This window comes from Streptococcus sp. Marseille-Q6379, from assembly GCF_965119505.1.
On sequence record NZ_CBCPLV010000001.1, the window covers coordinates 334999 to 353784 of the forward strand.

Annotated in this window: 21 protein-coding genes; 18 read left to right on the forward strand and 3 right to left on the reverse strand. The window is 38.8% G+C overall.

The window, feature by feature from the left end:
• The first annotated feature begins 61 nt into the window (after nucleotides 1–61).
• Entirely contained in the window at nucleotides 62–994 is a 933-nt protein-coding gene (locus ACWPVZ_RS01760; RefSeq protein ID WP_454380625.1) for a manganese-dependent inorganic pyrophosphatase, read from the forward strand.
• A 54-nt stretch (nucleotides 995–1048) separates the two neighbouring features.
• The gene (locus ACWPVZ_RS01765; RefSeq protein ID WP_037601426.1) at nucleotides 1049–1708 is read left to right on the forward strand and encodes a DUF1803 domain-containing protein; all 660 of its coding nucleotides are present in this window, start codon (nucleotides 1049–1051) and stop codon (nucleotides 1706–1708) included.
• Between the two features lie 29 nt (nucleotides 1709–1737).
• On the opposite strand, the gene ntdP is transcribed toward ACWPVZ_RS01765, so the two are convergent.
• Nucleotides 1738–2271 carry a nucleoside tri-diphosphate phosphatase gene (gene ntdP, locus ACWPVZ_RS01770; RefSeq protein WP_002886644.1) on the reverse strand — a complete coding sequence of 178 codons (534 nt, stop codon included), beginning with the start codon at nucleotides 2269–2271 and terminating at the stop codon, nucleotides 1738–1740.
• Between the two features lie 71 nt (nucleotides 2272–2342).
• Nucleotides 2343–3119, reverse strand: a complete 777-nt coding sequence (recX, locus tag ACWPVZ_RS01775) for a recombination regulator RecX (RefSeq protein WP_037601420.1) — start codon at nucleotides 3117–3119, stop codon at nucleotides 2343–2345.
• A 34-nt stretch (nucleotides 3120–3153) separates the two neighbouring features.
• Here recX and rlmD point away from each other — a divergent pair, with 34 nt between their 5' ends.
• Complete coding sequence (rlmD, locus tag ACWPVZ_RS01780) at nucleotides 3154–4509, forward strand: 23S rRNA (uracil(1939)-C(5))-methyltransferase RlmD (protein ID WP_454380628.1); 1356 nt, start codon at nucleotides 3154–3156, stop codon at nucleotides 4507–4509.
• Nucleotides 4510–4618: 109 nt separating this feature from the next.
• Nucleotides 4619–5611, forward strand: a complete 993-nt coding sequence (gene asnA / locus ACWPVZ_RS01785; RefSeq protein ID WP_013990097.1) for an aspartate--ammonia ligase — start codon at nucleotides 4619–4621, stop codon at nucleotides 5609–5611.
• Between the two features lie 135 nt (nucleotides 5612–5746).
• On the opposite strand, the gene ACWPVZ_RS01790 is transcribed toward asnA, so the two are convergent.
• On the reverse strand, nucleotides 5747–7105 hold the full coding sequence (locus tag ACWPVZ_RS01790) for an aspartate kinase (protein WP_454380631.1): 1359 nt from the start codon (nucleotides 7103–7105) through the stop codon (nucleotides 5747–5749).
• Between the two features lie 129 nt (nucleotides 7106–7234).
• Between ACWPVZ_RS01790 and ACWPVZ_RS01795 the strand changes: the two genes are divergently transcribed.
• From ACWPVZ_RS01795 to ACWPVZ_RS01860, 14 genes are all read left to right on the forward strand, one after another.
• The gene (locus ACWPVZ_RS01795; protein ID WP_175060476.1) at nucleotides 7235–7873 is read left to right on the forward strand and encodes an HAD family hydrolase; all 639 of its coding nucleotides are present in this window, start codon (nucleotides 7235–7237) and stop codon (nucleotides 7871–7873) included.
• Between the two features lie 212 nt (nucleotides 7874–8085).
• Nucleotides 8086–8877: an enoyl-CoA hydratase gene (locus tag ACWPVZ_RS01800; protein WP_414341249.1), complete on the forward strand. Its 792-nt coding sequence runs from the start codon at nucleotides 8086–8088 to the stop codon at nucleotides 8875–8877.
• 104 nt (nucleotides 8878–8981) lie between these two features.
• On the forward strand, nucleotides 8982–9416 hold the full coding sequence (gene fabT / locus ACWPVZ_RS01805; protein ID WP_002885562.1) for a fatty acid biosynthesis transcriptional regulator FabT: 435 nt from the start codon (nucleotides 8982–8984) through the stop codon (nucleotides 9414–9416).
• On the forward strand, nucleotides 9416–10378 hold the full coding sequence (locus ACWPVZ_RS01810; protein ID WP_414341250.1) for a beta-ketoacyl-ACP synthase III: 963 nt from the start codon (nucleotides 9416–9418) through the stop codon (nucleotides 10376–10378). The genes fabT and ACWPVZ_RS01810 overlap by 1 nt, the downstream gene beginning before the upstream one ends.
• Before the next feature lie 63 nt (nucleotides 10379–10441).
• A complete protein-coding gene (locus ACWPVZ_RS01815) occupies nucleotides 10442–10666 on the forward strand; it encodes an acyl carrier protein (RefSeq protein ID WP_002885495.1) in 225 nt (74 codons plus the stop codon).
• Nucleotides 10667–10771: 105 nt separating this feature from the next.
• Nucleotides 10772–11737: an enoyl-[acyl-carrier-protein] reductase FabK gene (gene fabK / locus ACWPVZ_RS01820; RefSeq protein WP_002886654.1), complete on the forward strand. Its 966-nt coding sequence runs from the start codon at nucleotides 10772–10774 to the stop codon at nucleotides 11735–11737.
• A 22-nt stretch (nucleotides 11738–11759) separates the two neighbouring features.
• A complete protein-coding gene (fabD, locus tag ACWPVZ_RS01825; RefSeq protein ID WP_414341251.1) occupies nucleotides 11760–12680 on the forward strand; it encodes an ACP S-malonyltransferase in 921 nt (306 codons plus the stop codon).
• 12 nt (nucleotides 12681–12692) lie between these two features.
• Nucleotides 12693–13427: a 3-oxoacyl-[acyl-carrier-protein] reductase gene (fabG, locus tag ACWPVZ_RS01830; protein WP_002886656.1), complete on the forward strand. Its 735-nt coding sequence runs from the start codon at nucleotides 12693–12695 to the stop codon at nucleotides 13425–13427.
• A 60-nt stretch (nucleotides 13428–13487) separates the two neighbouring features.
• Complete coding sequence (gene fabF / locus ACWPVZ_RS01835) at nucleotides 13488–14720, forward strand: beta-ketoacyl-ACP synthase II (protein WP_002885574.1); 1233 nt, start codon at nucleotides 13488–13490, stop codon at nucleotides 14718–14720.
• Nucleotides 14721–14723: 3 nt separating this feature from the next.
• Nucleotides 14724–15218 (forward strand): acetyl-CoA carboxylase biotin carboxyl carrier protein, encoded by a 495-nt coding sequence (gene accB, locus ACWPVZ_RS01840; protein ID WP_002885548.1) that lies wholly within the window; start codon nucleotides 14724–14726, stop codon nucleotides 15216–15218.
• A complete protein-coding gene (gene fabZ, locus ACWPVZ_RS01845; protein ID WP_002885470.1) occupies nucleotides 15215–15640 on the forward strand; it encodes a 3-hydroxyacyl-ACP dehydratase FabZ in 426 nt (141 codons plus the stop codon). Before accB ends, fabZ begins: the two co-directional genes overlap by 4 nt.
• 118 nt (nucleotides 15641–15758) lie before the next feature.
• The gene (locus ACWPVZ_RS01850) at nucleotides 15759–17129 is read left to right on the forward strand and encodes an acetyl-CoA carboxylase biotin carboxylase subunit (protein ID WP_414341254.1); all 1371 of its coding nucleotides are present in this window, start codon (nucleotides 15759–15761) and stop codon (nucleotides 17127–17129) included.
• Nucleotides 17130–17134: 5 nt separating this feature from the next.
• Entirely contained in the window at nucleotides 17135–18001 is an 867-nt protein-coding gene (gene accD, locus ACWPVZ_RS01855; RefSeq protein ID WP_002886660.1) for an acetyl-CoA carboxylase, carboxyltransferase subunit beta, read from the forward strand.
• A complete protein-coding gene (locus ACWPVZ_RS01860; RefSeq protein ID WP_002886662.1) occupies nucleotides 17998–18768 on the forward strand; it encodes an acetyl-CoA carboxylase carboxyl transferase subunit alpha in 771 nt (256 codons plus the stop codon). Before accD ends, ACWPVZ_RS01860 begins: the two co-directional genes overlap by 4 nt.
• The last annotated feature ends 18 nt before the right edge of the window (nucleotides 18769–18786 follow it).

Below are 18786 nucleotides of genomic sequence, written 5' to 3' on the forward strand. Positions count from 1 at the left end.
TATTTTGTTTCTTTTTTTTATATGTTATAATAGCTTATAATACTATTTTTGAGGTGAATTTATGTCTAAAGTTTTTGTTTTTGGTCATCAAAACCCTGATTCTGATGCGATCGGGTCTTCTTATGGATATGCTTATTTGAAACGTCAACTTGGTGTTGATGCTGAAGCTGTTGCTTTAGGTACTCCTAACGAAGAAACTGCTTTCGTTCTTGATTATTTTGGTGTTGAGGCACCACGAGTTGTTGACTCAGCTTTGTCAGAGGGAGTTAATCAAGTAATTCTTACAGACCATAATGAGTTTCAACAATCTATTTCAGATATTAAGGATGTTGAGGTTATTGAGGTAGTAGACCATCACCGTGTAGCTAACTTCGAAACTGCTAATCCATTAATGATGCGATTGGAACCTGTTGGATCAGCATCTTCAATTGTTTATCGTATGTTCAAAGAAAACAAAGTTGAAGTTCCTAAGGAAGTGGCTGGTTTGCTCCTGTCAGGTTTGATTTCAGATACTCTTCTTCTTAAATCTCCAACTACACATGCTTCAGACCCTGCAGTAGCAGCTGAACTTGCAGAAATTGCTGGAGTTAATTTGGAAGAATATGGACTTGCTATGCTTAAAGCTGGTACTAATCTTTCGTCTAAATCTGCTGAAGAACTTATTGATATTGATGCCAAAACTTTTGAATTGAATGGTAATCAAGTTCGTGTTGCACAAGTTAATACAGTTGATATTGCAGATGTTCTTTCTCGTCAAGAGGAAATCGAAGAAGCTATTAATAACTCAATTAAAAGCAATGGATACTCTGACTTTGTCTTAATGATTACTGATATCCTTAATTCAAATTCAGAAATTCTTGCACTTGGTTCAAATACTGATAAAGTTGAAAATGCTTTTGATTTTGTTTTAGAAAATAATCATGCTTTCCTTGAAGGAGCTGTTTCTCGTAAGAAACAAGTAGTACCACAGTTGACTGAAAGCTTTAATGCATAAAATTAGGCCGTCAGGCCTTTTTTTAGTTGTCTGATTAATGGTATAATACTTCTTATGATAATACAATTTAACCCAAACAAACTATGTAAGCAAGCTTTTTTTATGGAAATAGTGAATTATCTATATCTTAATCAGCCTGTGACCCTGAGAGCAATAAAAAGGGAGTTTCCTTTTCAAAAGAATATAGATAAATTAATTGAGGAGTTTGTAAAAGCAGGCTATATTGAACGATTTGAGAAACGTTACCGTTTATTAATTAGTCTTGTGTCGGATTCTTCTAAAATTGACTTAGACCAGCATTTTTTTATTAATGATAATTCTTCTTGTTATTTAGAACTATTAAATCGTAGTTTTGTTACTAAGATATCTAATTCTACTAATGATGTTGTTATTATCGAACAAACGGGTATCACGAGAGACGAACTTACGATTTCAAATTATTTCTATAAATTAAGAGAAAATCTACCATTATCTGAAGAGCAGAATAGATTATATGACATATTAGGGGATGTTAATCCTGAATACTTTTTGAAACATGTAACGACTTTTCTATTAAAATACATAAGGAAGCAATATGTACTTCAAAAGAGGAGGAATATTTTTGTCGATGCTTTAGTATTATTAGGGTATCTTGTTCAAGTAGAAGAAGGGCGTTATCTTTTGAATATGGACTTAGATTCCGAAGCATTCGTTTTTAGTGCAAAAAAAGACTAGTATTATTACTAGTCTTTTTTATGACAACTTTAACGATTCCTTAGTTCAAGATAACGTTTGTACCAGATGTTAACATAAGATTGTGAAAATGGCCCCTTACCATTGTTAATCCAATCTACCAAGATTTTAACATGTTCCTTTAAGATATAGTCAATATCAGGAGAGTAATGCATTTCTTTTTTATGTGTTTCATACTCATCTACATCTAGCAATTTTTTTTCACCATCAGCGAAGACTTTGACATCTAGGTCGTAGTCAATATATTTTAGTGCTTCTTGGTCCAAAATATATGGACTAGCTAAATTGCAGTAGTAGGAAATGCCGTTATCCCTAATCATGGCTATAATATTAAACCAGTATTTTTTGTGGAAATAAACAATAGCAGGTTCACGTGTTACCCATCGTCTTCCGTCTGCTTCAGTAACGAGGGTGTGGTCGTTAACGCCAATAACAGCATTCTCAGTTGTCTTTAGTACCATAGTATCGCGCCAAGTACGGTGCAAACTACCATCATGCTTATAACTTTGAATTGTGATAAAGTCGCCTTCTTTTGGTAATTTCATGGCGTCCTCTTTCTACAATAAGGGTTATCCCCACTATTGTATCATAATTTTGTGAAAAGAGGGGGGAATTCCTATAAATATTCTCTTAGAGCGGATGCTATGGCATCAAAGTCATAACCTTTTCTGGCTAAAGATTGTGTCAAGCGCTGTTTAAGTTCATAACCGTCGTATTTTTTACTAAATTTTTGATATTGCTTATCTATTTCTTTATAAAGGAGAGCTTGTTCAATTTCTTCATCTGCTTCAAGTTCTAGATGATCGATTGCTAGTTTACTTTCTTGAAATGAAAAACCTTTATTGATAAGGCTTTGAGTTAATTTATCTTTTAGGGCTTTAGATGGTAGTTTTCCCTGATATTTTCGTAACAGTTTTGAAGCTACTCTAATGGCTATTTCTGAGAAATCAAATTGACTTAAAACATCGTCAATGATCTGTTTGTTACAACCTTTTTGAAGCCATTTTTGCTTCAGCACATAGGCTCCTTTATCGCCTGAATTCAGATTTTGTTGAGCTAGACTTTCTAGGAGTTTGTAATCATCAATCCAGTGATCTCTTTTTAGATTATCAATAATTTTTGGAATTATATGAGGGTTTATTTCATGTTTAAAAAGGTAATCTTTTACCTCTTTCTCAGTACGTTGTTTAAATGAAATAAAATAGAGGGCTAAGTTTTTACCATGCGAGAACTGGGCAAAGGATTTAATATTCTCTAGTTGATCTTTGTCCAGTATCATTTCTTTTGTCAACATGTATTTAACGATGGTATCTTCTGTAACGTAGAGACTCTCTTTTTTGTCTATCTCAAGGAGATAAAGTCTCTTTTTCTTCTCGATTTTTGTGATTTTCATAGTTATTATTATATCAAAATGTTAGAATGGTAGTATGAATTTACAAGTGAAACAGCGTATCCCGCTTAAGATAAAACGCATGGGAATCAATGGCGAAGGCATTGGTTTTTATAAGAAAACTCTAGTTTTTGTGCCAGGGGCTTTGAAGGGTGAAGAAGTATTCTGTCAGGTTGTTTCTGTTAAGAGAAACTTTGTTCAGGCAAAATTATTAAAGATTAATAAGCCTTCTAAGTTTCGTGTTGAACCTGCATGTAGTATTTATGAAGACTGTGGCGGTTGCCAGTTAATGCATCTTCGTTATGATAAGCAATTAGAGTTTAAAACTGACTTATTAGGACAAGCCTTGAAGAAGTTTAAACCGGCTAATTTTGAGTCATATGACATTCGTCCAACAATAGGGATGGAGCAACCACAACATTACCGAGCTAAACTACAATTTCAAACCCGTTCTTTTGGTGGTTCAGTCAAAGCTGGTTTATTTGCGGAAGGGAGTCATCGCCTCATTAATATTGATGATTGCCTAGTTCAGGATGAGCTAACTCAAGTCATCATGAATAAGGTGACAAATTTGTTAGATAAATACAGGTTGCCAATTTATAATGAGCGTAAAATTGCTGGAATTCGTACTGTTATGATACGACGTGCTTTGGGTTCAAATCAGGTCCAGTTGATTTTTGTAACCTCTAAATCAGTTTCTTTCACTAAATTAGTTAAGGAATTGACGGAAAGTTTTCCAGAAATTGTAACAATTGCTGTCAATTATAATTATTCGAAGTCCAGTGAGATTTATGGTCAAGAGACGGAAATTCTTTGGGGGCAAGACACTATTCAAGAAGAGGTACTGGACTATAACTTTGCTCTCTCTCCTCGTGCATTTTACCAGTTGAATCCTCAACAAACAGAGGTACTCTATGGTCAGGCCGTTGAAGCTTTGGATGTAGGTAAGGCTGAACACCTTATTGATGCTTATTGTGGGGTTGGTACTATTGGACTTGCTTTTGCAAATAAGGTAAAGAGTATTCGAGGTATGGATATTGTTCCAGAGTCTATTGAGGATGCTAGAAAGAATGCTAAATCACTTGGGTTGGAGAATGCTCACTATGAGGTGGGTAAGGCTGAGGATATTATTCCTCGTTGGTACAAGGAAGGCTATCGAACAGATGCTCTTATTGTGGATCCACCTAGAACTGGTTTAGATGATAAGCTACTTAAAACGATACTGGCCTACACTCCTGAAAAAATGGTTTATGTTTCATGTAATGTATCTACTTTGGCTAGAGACCTAGTTTCTTTGGCTAAAGTTTATGATGTTAATTATATTCAGTCAGTAGACATGTTTCCTCATACAGCTCGAACAGAAGCAGTTGTGAAGCTGACTAAGAAAATGTGATAAAACCTAACATAAAAAACAAGAAATTTTCCAAATTGTTGGAAAATTTCTTTATTTTTCTGAAAAATAGGAGTATAATAGGCTTATCGATTTTTTAAAGGAGGAGCGTATGAAAAAGAGCTTCATTCATCAACAAGAGGAAATTTCTTTTGTGAAGAATACTTTTACACAGTATTTGATTGATAAACTTGACGTCGTTGAAGTGCAAGGGCCTATTTTGAGTAAGGTCGGGGATGGTATGCAGGATAATTTGAGCGGTATTGAGAATCCTGTAACTGTTAATGTGCTTCAGATTCCAGACGCGACATACGAAGTTGTTCACTCATTAGCAAAATGGAAACGCCATACTTTGGCTCGTTTTGGCTTCAATGAAGGTGAAGGGCTCGTGGTTAATATGAAGGCTCTTCGTCCAGATGAAGATTCATTGGATGCAACGCACTCTGTTTACGTTGACCAATGGGACTGGGAAAAAGTTATTCCTGACGGACATCGTAATATCGCTTACTTGAAAGAAACTGTTGAAACCATTTATAAGGTTATTCGTTTGACTGAGCTAGCAGTTGAAGCACGTTACGATATTGAAGCTATTTTACCTAAGAAAATTACCTTCATCCATTCAGAAGAACTTGTTGAGAAGTACCCTGATTTGACACCAAAAGAGCGTGAAGATGCTATTACTAAGGAATATGGTGCTGTATTCTTGATTGGTATCGGTGGTGTTCTTCCTGATGGAAAACCACATGATGGTCGTGCACCTGACTATGATGACTGGACAACTGAGTCTGAGAATGGTTACCATGGTTTGAATGGGGATATTTTGGTTTGGAATGAACAATTAGGACATGCTTTTGAATTGTCATCAATGGGTATTCGTGTTGATGAAGATGCCCTTAAACGTCAGGTTGAAATTACTGGCGACCAAGATCGTTTGAAATTAGATTGGCACCAAGCCTTGTTACATGGCCTTTTCCCACTAACAATTGGTGGGGGTATTGGTCAATCACGTATGGCTATGTTCTTGCTTCGTAAGAAACATATTGGTGAGGTTCAAACTTCAGTTTGGCCAGATGCCGTTCGTGAAACTTACGAAAACATCTTGTAAAAAAAGCACTAACGAAAGTTAGTGTTTTTTGGTTTGCAATAGCTATGCATAATTGATCAATGAATTTGCTATTTGTTAGACTTAGTATTTCTCATAAAGAAAAAACCTATCCCTTGAAGGAAATCGGTTTTTAGATTAGCCGTCACTACGGAAAAAAGCATCGTAAAGAGCTCTGACAGCTGCTTTTTCTTGCTCAGTTTCAATTACAAACATAACAGAAACCTCACTAGAACCTTGAGAAATCATTTCTAGGTTAATATGTTTTTCAGAGAGCGCTTTAGCCGCTGTCGCTGTAACACCGATGTGGTCTTTCATATTTTCACCAACAATCATGAGGATTGAAAGGCCATGTTCAATTTCAACTTCATCAACACCGAGTTCACGAGTCAAGTATGAAAGAATTTCTTGTTCTTTGATTGGGGTAAGTTCACGTTCTCGAATAATGATTGAGAGATCATCGATTCCAGAAGGCATGTGTTCCCAACGGATGTTTAAATCTTCCAAAATTTGGAGAACCTTACGTCCAAAACCAACTTCACGGTTCATGAGGTATTTGCTCATATTGATGCTGACGAATTTATCATCACTCGCGATACCAACGACAGGAACAGTTGCACCCTTGTGTTCAAGAATAATGCGTGTGCCTGGGTGGTCTGGGTTATTTGTATTTTTAATAACGAGTGGAATTTTACCACGGTAGGCAGGGAGAAGGGCTTCGTCATGAAGAACTGAGAAGCCAGCATACGCCAATTCACGCATTTCCTTGTAAGTCAACTCTGGAATTGAATGTGGTTCATGAACGACACCAGGATGGGCTGCGAAAATACCATCTACATCTGTGAAGTTTTCATATAAATCTGCCTTAACTCCAGCTGCAACGATAGAACCAGTGATATCAGAGCCTCCACGTGAGAAAGTACAAATTTGATTATCAGGGGTAACACCGAAGAAACCAGGGATAACAAGAACCTCATCTGATTCGCGAAGCTCTTCCAACTTATCATAAGCTCCTGGAAGGATACGAGCATTTCCAGGTTCGCTTGAGACAAAAATACCAGCTTGGCGAGGGTGAACGTAACGTGCTTCAATACCGTTATTACGGAAATATTCTGCGATTAATTTTGCGTTATTATCTTCCCCTGCAGCTAGGAAAGTATCATAAAGGAAATCATTGTCTTCAATAGGAAGAGTGGCAAGATCGTTGATAGATTTAGCAATCTTCGCCATTTCTGTTGATTTGAAGCCTAGCTCATCGACCATAGCTTGGTAGCGGTTAATAATCCATTCTTGGTCAGCTTTGACATCAGCACCTTTTGTGTAGTGTTTATAGTATTTAATCAAGGCGTCTGTGACTTTGGTATCTTCATCGTTACGCTTACCAGGGGCTGATACTACGACAAAGCGACGTTCAGGGTCAGATTTTACAATGTTTAAGACTTTTTCTAATTGTGTGGCTGAAGCAAGTGAGCTTCCACCGAATTTGATGACTTTCATAGTTACTCCAAAAATTTTAAATTACTCTACAATTATAGCAAAATTCTGACAATTTGTCACATTGTTTTTAAAAGCAAGTAAGATTTAGTCTGATTATGGTACAATAAGGAAAGAAAAGGAGGATATCCCGTGGTAGAGGCAATTATTTTTGATATGGATGGTGTCCTTTTTGACACTGAAAAATATTATTATGATCGACGTGCAAATTTCTTAGCTCAAAAGGGAATTTCAATAGACCATTTACCCCCGTCTTTCTTTATAGGTGGAAATACCAAGCAAGTTTGGGAAAATATTCTCAGAGATGACTATGATAACTGGGATGTGCCAATTTTACAAGAAGAGTATAATGCCTATAAACAAGACAACCCCTTACCCTATAAAGAATTAATCTTTCCTGATGTTTTCAAGGTCTTGAATGAAGTGAATTCTCGAGGGTTGAAAATAGGTTTAGCTTCTAGCTCAGTAAAGGCAGATATCCTTAGAGCTTTGGAGGAAAATCATTTGAATGGTTTCTTTGATGTGGTTCTCTCAGGAGAAGAATTTAAAGAGAGTAAACCCAATCCAGAGATTTATCTGACAGCATTACAGCATTTGAACGTGGAAGCAAATCAGGCGCTAATTATCGAAGATAGCGAAAAGGGGATTGCTGCTGGAGTTGCAGCAGGTGTTGAGGTTTGGGCCATTAAAGATAATCGTTTTGGCATGGATCAAGGTGCAGCCAAAGGCTTGTTGGATAACCTTATGGATGTTTTAGATTTATTAAAATAGAAGAGACACCGAGTTGTAGAACTCGGTGTTTTGATGTATCAAATTAAAAAACTCTAAGTTTTTGTTGACCTTTAGATGGACTATGGTATACTAGAAATTAACGATGAATGATTTGATAATCAAATTATCTATTCATCAAATAAAATTGTGATAAAAATATAAAGAACATACGGGTTTTCATATAGGAACTAGTTATCGGAGGAATGCAAAAAATGGCTTACGAAACAATTCTTTATAGTGTTGAAGATGGAGTAGCAACTTTAACGCTTAATCGTCCAGAAGTGCAAAATGGATTTAATATTCCAGTTTGTGATGAGATTATGGCTGCAATTGAGGAAGCTAAACAAGATGCGTCAGTAAAATTCTTGGTAATCAATGCTAATGGAAAAGTCTTTTCTGTTGGTGGTGACCTTGATCAAATGCAAAAAGCGGTTGCTGTAGATGATGTACAGTCTTTGGTCCGTATTGCTGAGCAGGTAAATGAAATTTCTTTTGCTCTAAAAAAATTGCCTAAGCCAGTCATCATGGTAGTTGATGGACCATGTGCAGGTGCTGCAGCTAACTTAGCTGTTGCAGCAGACTTTACGATTGCATCTGATAAAGCTAAATTCATCCAAGCTTTTGTAGGTGTTGGTTTGGCACCTGACGCTGGAGGTCTCTACCTTTTGACACGTTCAATCGGTATTAACCGTGCGACTCAAATTACCATGACAGGAGAACCAGTATCAGCTGAAAAAGCCTTGGACTGGGGAATTGCCTACAAAGTTATTGAGTCAGAAAAACTTGAAAAAACTGTGAGTCAATTGATTAAAAAATTGAACCGTTCTTCAGTGAATTCCTTTAAAGCCATTAAAGAAATGGTTTGGGAATCTGAATTTGCAGGATGGGAAAATTACGCTAGGTTGGAACTTGACTTGCAAAAATCTCTTGCTTTCACAGAAGACTTCAAAGAAGGGGTACGTGCTTATAGTGAGCGTCGTCGACCTAAATTCCAAGGAAAATAGCCACATTTTCTAAAAGAAAAACTAAAGTTTTTTAATCGGGCTTGCGAAATTAGTTTGAGTCTGATATAATTTGAAAGTCAAAGTTTTATTGAAAGGAGTCTGGTGTGAATTACGACAAAATTGATGGCTATCTTGTTGATATTTTTAATAACGTAGTTATTATCGAAGAAGCAAGTTTAAAGAATTCAAAGTTTAACGATGTTTCCCTCAAGGAAATGCATACCATTGATGTGATCGGTACACATCCAGATACGACACCAAGTGCAGTAGCTAAAGAACTCATGCTAACTCTTGGTACTGTAACAACATCTCTCAATAAACTTGAAAAGAAAGGTTATATTGTCCGTACGCGTTCATCAGTTGACCGTCGTGTGGTCCATCTTTCGCTTTCTAAAAAGGGTCGTTTGGTATATCGTCTTCACCGTCGTTTTCATAAATCAATGGTGATGAGGATTACAGAAGGCTTTAACGACGAGGAATTGAAGGTTATGAGCAAGGGATTGGAAAATCTCCACGCATTTCTTGAGGAGTTGAAATAATGGCATTTGCAAAAATTAGTCAGGTTGCCCATTATGCACCTGCTCAGGTCGTGACTAATGATGACCTATCAAAAATCATGGATACTAGCGATGAGTGGATTCGCTCACGTACCGGTATTCAGGAACGTCGCATCTCATTGAATGAGAATACGAGTGATTTAGCTACCAATGTTGCTCATCAGCTATTAGAAAAATCAGGATTAGCTCCTGAGGAGCTAGACTTTGTTTTAGTTGCAACGATTTCTCCTGATAGCTCGATGCCGTCAGTGGCAGCGCGTGTTCAAGGAACAATTGGAGCAGTCAATGCCTTTGCTTTTGATATTACTGCGGCATGTAGTGGGTTTGTCTTTGCCCTGGCAACCGCAGAAAAATTGATTAAGTCAGGTGTCTACAAAAGAGGTCTAGTCATTGGTGCTGAAGTCCTTTCTAAAACATTAGACTGGTCTGACCGTACAACAGCTGTCCTCTTTGGAGATGGTGCTGGCGGAGTCCTCTTGGAAGAAACTGATGAAGAACATTTCTTGGGAGAATCTTTAAATACCGATGGTAGCAAGGGTGGTCTTGAGTCAGGAGCCTCTGCAGTTATCTCGCCTTATTCAGATGAGTCTGATCAGCCTAATCCCTATATGCAAATGGATGGGAAAGCAATCTTTGATTTTGCCGTTAAGACGGTTTCAAAGAGTATTAAGGCCTTGGTTGAAGAAAAAGGTGAGCCTGATTACTTCCTTCTTCATCAAGCTAACATTCGTATTTTGGATATTATGGCTAAGAAAATTGATGTCAGTCGTGACAAATTCTTGGCAAACATGATGTCTTATGGTAATACCAGTGCGGCAAGTATCCCAATTCTGCTTTCTGAAAACGTGGCGAATGGGACCTTAAAATTAGACAGAGGTCAAACAATTCTCTTATCAGGTTTTGGTGGGGGTTTGACATGGGGCAGTCTTATTGTTAAAATCTAGTTATATAAATTATGCACCAGCATAGATTATAAGAAATATATTTATCTTAAAGGAGAAATTAAAATGGCAGTATTTGAAAAAGTACAAGAAATCATCGTTGAAGAACTTGGGAAAGATGCAGAAGAAGTAAAAGTAGAAACTACTTTTGACGAACTTGACGCTGACTCACTTGACGTGTTCCAAGTTATCTCAGAAATCGAAGATGAGTTCGATATCCAAATCGAAACTGAAGAAGGTCTTAACACTGTTGGTGACCTTGTTGCTTACGTAGAAGAAAAAACTAAATAAGCAGGGCATAGAGAATATTCTTATTTGGGATATTCTCCTTTGTTTATACAATTACTTTGATTATTAAACTATTTATTTGATTAGAAAATCGAAAAAAGGTGCAAAATGAAATCTCGTATTACAGAACTGTTAGGAATTAAATATCCAATCTTCCAAGGTGGTATGGCCTGGGTTGCTGATGGCGACTTGGCAGGAGCCGTTTCAAATGCTGGTGGACTCGGAATTATTGGTGGTGGTAATGCCCCTAAAGAAGTGGTAAAAGCTAACATTGATAGAGTAAAACAAATCACTGACAAACCATTCGGTGTTAATATCATGCTTTTGTCACCATTTGCAGATGACATCGTCGACCTCGTTATCGAAGAGGGCGTTAAGGTTGTTACAACAGGAGCCGGAAACCCAGGTAAATATATGGAGCGTTTCCACGAAGCTGGAATTACAGTAATCCCAGTTATTCCATCGGTAGCACTTGCTAAACGTATGGAAAAACTTGGAGCAGATGCTGTTGTCGCAGAAGGTATGGAAGCTGGTGGTCACATCGGTAAATTGACAACTATGGCACTTGTTCGCCAAGTTGCTGATGCGGTATCTATCCCAGTTATTGGAGCTGGTGGTGTTGCTGATGGACGTGGTATGGCTGCTGTTCTTATGCTTGGAGCAGAAGCTGTTCAGGTTGGTACGCGTTTTGCTGTTGCCAAAGAATCTAATGCACACCAAAACTTCAAAGATAAGATTTTGAAGGCTAAAGATATTGATACTGTTATTTCAGCCTCAGTTGTTGGACACCCAGTTCGTGCGATTAAGAATAAATTGGCTACTGAATATAACCAAGCTGAAAAAGATTTCTTGGCTGGTAAGAAGACTCAAGAGGAAATTGAAGAGCTTGGTGCAGGTGCCCTTCGTAACGCGGTTGTTGATGGAGATGTGGAATATGGTTCAGTTATGGCTGGACAAATTGCAGGTCTTGTTCGTAAAGAAGAAACATGTGCAGAAATTTTGGAAGACCTATACACAGGTGCTGCCAAGGTGATTAAAGAAGAAGCTGCTCGTTGGGCAGATGTAAACGTCTAAAAACGTCGAAAGGATTAGGATAGTGACAAAACGTGCGTTCTTATTTGCTGGTCAAGGGGCTCAGAAATTGGGCATGGCGAGCGATTTGTATGCGACTTATCCCGTTGTCAAAGAGACATTTGATACGGCTAGTCGTATTCTAGGTTATGATTTGCGTGAATTGATTAATTCTAACGAAGAAAAACTTAATCAGACACGCTATACTCAACCAGCTATTTTGACAACGTCAGTAGCCATTTATCGCCTTTTGGCAGAAAATGGTATCACTCCTGATATTGTTGCCGGTCTCTCTTTGGGTGAATATTCTGCCCTAGTTGCGGCTGGAGCACTCTCATTTGAGGATGCGGTAGCCTTGGTTGCTAAACGTGGAGAATTCATGGAAACAGCTGCTCCTGCTGGAAGTGGGAAAATGGTTGCTGTCATGAATACAGATCCAATTTTGATTGAAGAAATCTGTCAAAAAGCATCTGAAAAGGGTGTAGTAACGCCTGCTAACTATAATACTCCAGCACAAATTGTTATTGGTGGTGAAGTTGAGGCTGTTGATTATGCTGTGGAATTGCTTAAAGAAGCTGGTGCTAAACGTCTGATTCCTCTTAATGTTTCAGGGCCGTTCCATACAGCTTTACTTGAATCAGCTAGTCAAAAATTGGCAGCAGAACTTGAGAAAGTGTCATTCAAGGACTTTACGCTTCCTTTAGTAGGTAATACTGAGGCTCAAATCATGAAGTCAGAAGATGTCAAAGCACTTTTGGCTCGTCAGGTGATGGAACCTGTACGTTTTTATGATTCGATTGCCACTATCCAAGAATTTGGTGTAGATGAAGTAATTGAGATTGGTCCAGGAAAAGTCTTGTCAGGCTTCTTGAAGAAAATTGATAAAACCTTAACAACTCATAATGTTGAAGATCAAGCTAGTCTTGATGCCCTTCTTAATGCTTAAAACGAGGTAAACATGGAACTTAAGAATAAAAATGTTTTTGTAACAGGTTCAACACGTGGAATTGGATTAGCTGTGGCACACAAATTTGCTAGTCTTGGTGCCAATGTTGTTTTAAATGGACGTTCTGAAATCTCTGAGGACTTGCTTGCACAGTTTGCAGATTATGGTGTAACTGTTGTAGGTATCTCAGGTGATATTTCTAACGGTGAAGATGCTAAACGTATGGTAGCTGAAGCTATTGAAAAGCTTGGTAGTGTTGATGTTCTAGTTAATAATGCTGGGATCACTAACGATAAGTTGATGTTGAAGATGAGTGAAGAAGATTTTGAACGTGTCTTGAAAATCAACTTGACTGGTGCTTTCAATATGACACAGGCTGTCTTAAAACCAATGTCTAAGGCTCGTCAAGGTGCCATCATCAATATGTCATCTGTTGTAGGTCTCATGGGGAATATTGGTCAAGCTAACTATGCGGCTTCAAAAGCTGGTTTGATTGGTTTTACAAAATCAGTTGCGCGTGAAGTTGCGGCTCGTGGTGTCCGTGTCAATGCTATTGCTCCTGGTTTCATTGAATCAGATATGACTGACGCTATTCCAGAGAAAATGAAAGATGCTATGATTGCTCAAGTGCCAATGAAACGTATTGGTCAAGCAGAAGAAGTGGCTGAAGTTGCAGCATTCTTGGCTAGTCAAGAATATCTCACAGGTCAAACCATCGCTATTGATGGTGGTATGACCATGCAATAATTGAATGTCAATATAAAAAATCATTTACTAGAATATCCATCCGACAAAAGGAGAATATATATGTCTACAAATCGTGTTGTTGTTACAGGTTACGGCGTAACCTCACCAATCGGTAATACACCAGAAGAATTTTGGAACAGTCTTCATGACGGTAAAATTGGTATCAAACCAATTACGAAGTTCGATGCTTCTGAAATTCCAGTCTTTAACGCTGGTGAAATCCAAGATTTCCCGTTCGATAAGTACTTTGTGAAAAAAGATACTAACCGTATGGACACTTACTCACTTTATGCGATTTATGCTGCTATGGAAGCTCTTGAAAATTCAGGACTTAACATGGAAGAAGAAGATCGTGATCGTGTTGGTGTCATCGTGTCATCTGGTATCGGTGGTCTTCAAGAACTTGAAGATCAAATCATTCGTATGCACGAACGTGGGATGAAACGTATCAAACCAATGTTTATCCCTAAAGCACTTTCAAACATGGGTGCTGGTAACATTGCTCTTAAAATTGGTGCTCAAGGGGTATGTAAATCAGTGACGACTGCTTGTGCCTCTGCCAATGATGCAATCGGTGAAGCCTTCCGTGAAATTAAATTCGGTTTGCATGATGTTGTCTTGGCTGGTGGTGCTGAAGCTTCAATCACTAAGATTGGTATTGGTGGTTTCAATGCTCTTACAGCACTTTCAACAACAGAGGATCCAGAACGTTCATCAATTCCATTTGATAAAGACCGTAATGGTTTTGTTATGGGTGAAGGTGCAGGGGTTCTCGTTATCGAAAGCTTGGAACATGCCCAAAAACGTGGTGCTAACATCTTGGCTGAGATTGTTGGTTACGGATCAAACTGTGATGCCTACCACATGACAACACCAACTCCAGACGGTTCAGGTGCTGCTAAAGCAATTAAATTGGCTATCAATGAAGCTGGTATCAAACCTGAAGATGTTGATTATGTCAATGCTCACGGGACATCAACACCTGCTAATGAAAAGGGTGAAAGTGGTGCCATTGTTTCTGTCCTTGGTAAAGATGTTCCAGTTTCATCTACTAAATCATTTACAGGTCACTTGCTAGGTGCTGCTGGTGCAGTTGAGGCTATTGCAACAATCGAAGCGATTCGTCATAGCTATGTACCGAAAACTGCTGGTACAAAAGAATTGTCTGACTACATCGAAGCTAATGTTGTTTATGGTGAAGGTCAAGAAGCTGATATTGAGTATGCAATTTCAAATACCTTCGGTTTTGGTGGACACAATGCTGTTCTTGCCTTTAAACGTTGGGAGGCTTAATTCATGAATATTTCTGAAATCAAAGATTTATTGGCTCAATTTGATGCATCAACTTTACGTGAATTTTCATACAAAAATAACGGTGAAGAATTGAATTTGAGCAAAAATCAAACAAGTTCAGTAACAGCTGCCCCAGTAGCTCCTACAGTTGAAGTAGTTGCGCCAGCTCCTCAAGCCCCAGTTGCTCCAGTAGCAGCACCTGCCGCTGTTGAAACTCCAGCAACACCAGTTGAAGAAGCTTCTGCTCCTGCTCAAGCTGCTGAAGGTGAAGTGGTTGAAAGTCCACTTGTTGGTGTGGCTTACTTGTCTCCATCACCTGAAAAACCAGCCTTTGTTTCTGTTGGTGATACTGTTAAGAAAGGTCAAACGCTTCTTATTGTTGAAGCAATGAAGGTGATGAATGAAGTGCCAGCACCTAAAGATGGTGTTATTACTGAAATATTGGTAGCGAATGAAGAAGTTGTTGACTACGGAAAAGGATTGGTACGCATCAAATGACAATTGATATTAATGCTATTCGTGAAGCTTTACCGCACCGTTATCCAATGCTTTTGGTTGACCGTGTGCTAGAAGTTTCAGAAGACGAAATCACAGCTATTAAAAATGTAACGATCAATGAACCTTTCTTTAATGGACATTTTCCTCAATACCCAGTTATGCCTGGCGTTCTTATCATGGAAGCTCTTGCGCAAACAGCTGGTGTTCTTGAATTGTCTAAACCTGAAAACAAGGGCAAATTAGTCTTTTATGCAGGTATGGATAAGGTTAAATTTAAAAAACAAGTGGTTCCTGGTGACCAACTTGTTATGACAGCTAAGTTTGTTAAACGTCGCGGAACAATTGCTGTTGTTGAAGCTAAGGCTGAAGTCGATGGTAAACTTGCTGCATCAGGTACTTTGACTTTTGCTATTGGAAGCTAATGTTTTGTGAAAATCCTTCTGGCGACAGTCGGAAAGGATTTTTCTTTAGATATTGGTCTATCACATAGAAAGGAAATCAACACAGACTATCAAAAAATGTCTGATGTTATCTTATTTTATGTTTAAAAAATTATTGATTGCCAATCGTGGTGAAATTGCAGTGCGTATTATCCGTGCAGCGCGTGAATTGGGTATCCAAACGGTTGCTATTTATTCTGAAGCGGATAAGGATTCTCTACATACTATGCTCGCTGATGAAGCTATTTGTATCGGGCCTGCAAAATCAACGGATTCTTATTTGAATATGAATCGTGTCCTATCAGCTGCTATTGTGACTGAGGCTCAAGCTATTCATCCAGGGTTTGGTTTCTTGAGTGAAAACTCTAAATTTGCCACTCTCTGTGAAGAAATGAACATCAAGTTTATTGGTCCTTCAGGCGAAGTCATGGACAAGATGGGTGATAAAATCAATGCCCGTGCTGAAATGATTAAGGCTAATGTCCCTGTAATTCCTGGTTCAGATGGTGAAGTCTTTACAGCTGAGGAGGCTTTAGAGGTTGCCAACCGTCTTGGTTACCCAGTAATGCTTAAGGCTTCTGCTGGTGGTGGCGGTAAGGGGATTCGTAAGGTTAACACTGAAGATGAGTTAGCTCCTGCCTTCGAATCTGCGTCACAAGAAGCTAAAGCAGCCTTTGGTAATGGGGCGATGTATATTGAAAAAGTTATTTACCCAGCTCGTCATATCGAGGTTCAAATTTTGGGAGATAGCTATGGTAATATTGTTCACCTAGGTGAGCGTGATTGCTCTCTTCAACGTAATAACCAAAAGGTTTTGGAAGAATCACCGTCAGTTGCTATTGGTAAGACACTTCGTCATGAAATTGGTTCAGCGGCTGTCCGTGCCGCTAAGGCTGTTAATTATGAAAATGCGGGTACTATCGAGTTCCTTCTTGATGAGAAAACAGGTCAGTTCTACTTTATGGAAATGAACACCCGTGTTCAAGTTGAGCACCCAGTTACAGAATTTGTAAGTGGTGTGGATATTGTTAAAGAACAAATCCGTATTGCCGCAGGTGAAAAACTCTCTGTGACCCAAGATGATATTGAAATCAAGGGACATGCTATTGAGTGTCGTATCAATGCAGAAAATCCTAAGTTCAACTTTGCACCTAGTCCAGGGAAAATTAGCAATCTCTACCTACCTAGTGGAGGTGTTGGTCTCCGTGTAGACAGTGCAGTCTATCCTGGCTATACTATTCCACCTTACTATGATTCAATGATTGCCAAAATCATTGTTCATGGAGAAAATCGATTTGAGGCACTCATGAAGATGCAACGTGCTCTTTACGAGCTCGAAATCGATGGTGTTGTGACTAATGCTGACTTCCAGTTGGATTTGATTTCAGATCGTAGCGTTATCGCTGGGGATTATGACACTTCCTTCTTGATGGAGACCTTCCTACCAGCTTATCAGAATCGTGAGGAATAGAGTTTATGGGATTATTTGATCGAAAAGAAAAGTATATCCGTATCAATCCTAACCGTTCTGTACGTAATGGGATTGATCACCAAGTGCCAGAAGTTCCAGATGAACTTTTTGCAAAATGTCCTGGTTGTAAACAAGCTATTTATCAAAAGGACTTGGGACAAGCTAAAATTTGTCCAAATTGTTCTTATACCTTCCGTATTTCCGCTAAAGAACGTCTCGATTTAACAGTTGATGAGGGATCTTTCCAAGAACTGTTTACAGGCATTAAAACTGAAAATCCATTGAATTTTCCAGGTTATATGGAGAAACTAGCAGCGACTAAGGAAAAAACTGGTCTTGATGAAGCTGTCGTGACTGGTGTTGCAACTATCAAGGGGCAAAAAACAGCCTTGGCCATTATGGATTCTAACTTTATTATGGCTTCAATGGGAACTGTTGTTGGTGAGAAAATCACTAAACTCTTTGAACATGCGATTGAGGAAAAACTTCCAGTTGTTATTTTTACAGCATCTGGTGGGGCCCGTATGCAAGAAGGAATCATGAGTTTGATGCAAATGGCTAAGATTTCGGCTGCTGTAAAACGTCATTCGAATGCTGGCTTGTTGTATTTGACTGTATTGACAGATCCAACAACTGGTGGGGTTACAGCAAGTTTCGCCATGGAAGGTGATATCATCTTAGCTGAGCCACAAACCTTGATTGGTTTTGCAGGTCGTCGTGTCATTGAAAACACAGTTCGCGAAACTTTGCCAGATGATTTTCAAAAGGCTGAGTTCCTTCAAGAACATGGTTTTGTTGATGCCATTGTTAAACGTACAGAGTTGGCTGATACCATTGCCACACTCTTATCATTCCATGGAGGTGTTCAATGAGCGACGTAGCACGTATTTTAAAAGAAGCGCGTGACCAAGGCCGTTTAACTGCTTTGGACTTTGCCCAAGGAATCTTCGATGACTTTATCGAACTTCATGGCGATCGTAATTTCCGTGACGATGGTGCCATTATTGGTGGTATTGGTCGTTTAAATGGCCAAGCAGTTACTGTAGTGGGTATCCAAAAAGGTAGAAACCTACAAGATAACCTCAACCGTAACTTTGGCCAACCTCATCCAGAGGGTTATCGTAAGGCTCTTCGCCTCATGAAACAGGCTGAAAAGTTTGGTCGTCCAGTCGTTACCTTTATCAATACTGCAGGTGCTTATCCTGGTGTTGGGGCAGAGGAACGCGGACAAGGTGAGGCAATTGCGCGTAACCTTATGGAAATGAGCGACCTTAAGGTGCCAATTATTGCCATTATCATTGGTGAAGGTGGTTCGGGAGGAGCTCTTGCCTTGGCAGTAGCCGATAAGGTTTGGATGCTTGAAAATACCATCTATTCTATCTTGAGTCCTGAAGGATTTGCAACTATCCTCTGGAAAGATGGCTCACGTTCAGAAGAGGCGGCAGAGTTGATGAAGATTACATCAGGTGAGTTGCTTAACATGGGAATCGTTGATAAGGTTATCCCAGAACGTGGTTACTTTACAAGTGAAATTATTGAAGCAATTAAGACAGCAATTGTAGATGAGTTGGCAGAATTAAGCCAATTATCAACAGAAGACTTACTTGAAGCGCGTTATCAACGTTTTAGAAAATATTAAAAAACATTGGGATTTACC